This window comes from Streptomyces sp. NRRL F-5630 (assembly GCF_000719475.1).
Taxonomy (GTDB): Bacteria; Actinomycetota; Actinomycetes; order Streptomycetales; family Streptomycetaceae; genus Streptomyces.
Genome location: NZ_JOGO01000181.1, coordinates 1 through 1,028, shown reverse-complemented (window position 1 = coordinate 1,028; position 1,028 = coordinate 1). Strand labels below are relative to the sequence as shown.

At 76.8% G+C, this 1,028-nt stretch carries 1 protein-coding gene; it reads right to left on the bottom strand.

The window, feature by feature from the left end:
• On the bottom strand, positions 1-992 hold a 992-nt coding region (locus tag IF99_RS0130230; protein ID WP_031001695.1), incomplete at its 3' end, for a Rossmann-like and DUF2520 domain-containing protein.
• Between the last annotated feature and the right edge of the window lie 36 nt (positions 993-1,028).

The window sequence follows — 1,028 nt, the reverse complement described above, 5'->3', positions numbered from 1 at the left end:
CCTCCGGAGTGCGGGGGGTCCGTGGGTGGGGGGTCGGTGGGCGGCTGATCCGTGCGGGGCGGGTCCGTGGGCGGCGGGTCCGTGCGGGGGTGCGGGGGCTCGGCGAGGACGTCGAGGAGGTCTTCGGCGAGTTCCGGCTTGAGGAGTCCGTGGCTGAGCGCGCGGTCGGCGGTGGCGCGGGCCATGGCCCGATAGCCGGGGAGGGTCTGCGGCGCATGCGCATGCAGTTGCTCGATGTGGGCGGCGACGGTGCCCGCGTCCCCGCGCGAGACGGGTCCGGTGAGTGCGGCGTCCCCGGAGCGCAGCGCGTTGTCGAGGCTCGCGCCCAGGAGCGGTCCGAGCATGCGGTCCGGCGCGTCGACCCCGGCGGTGCGGAGCAGGTCCATGGCCTGGGCGACGAGGGTGACGAGGTGGTTCGAGCCGAGGGCGAGGGCCGCGTGGTAGAGCGGGCGGGCCTCCTCGGCGATCCACTCGGGCTCGCCGCCCATCTCGATGACGAGCGCCTGCGCGGCGAGCCGCAGTTCCTCGGGCGCGGTGACGCCGAAGGAGCAGCCCGCGAGGCGCTGCACGTCCACGGGCGTGCCCGTGAAGGTCATGACCGGGTGCAGCGCGAGCGGCAGCCCTCCGGCGCGGACGACCGGATCGAGCACCTTGGTCCCGTACCGCCCCGAGGTGTGCACGAGGAGCTGGCCGGGGCGGACCGCGCCGGTCTCGACGAGCCCGGCGACGAGACCGGGCAGGGCGTCGTCGGGAACGGTGAGGAGCACGAGCTGGGCGCGCCCGAGGACCTCGTCGGGGGTGACGAGGGGGACATCGGGCAGAAGGCTCGCGGCACGTCTGCGGGAGGCGTCGGAGACGCCGGAGACGGCGACGGGGCGGTGCCCGGCGAGGGCGAGCGAGGCGGCGAGCGCGGGGCCGACACGTCCCGCGCCGACGACACCCACGTCGAGGCGGGCGGGGCGCGAGGAGGGGTCGGGGGGCGGGGTGTTCACCGGCGGGTCCCGAGGGGTTGGCGGGCGGGGTGGTGG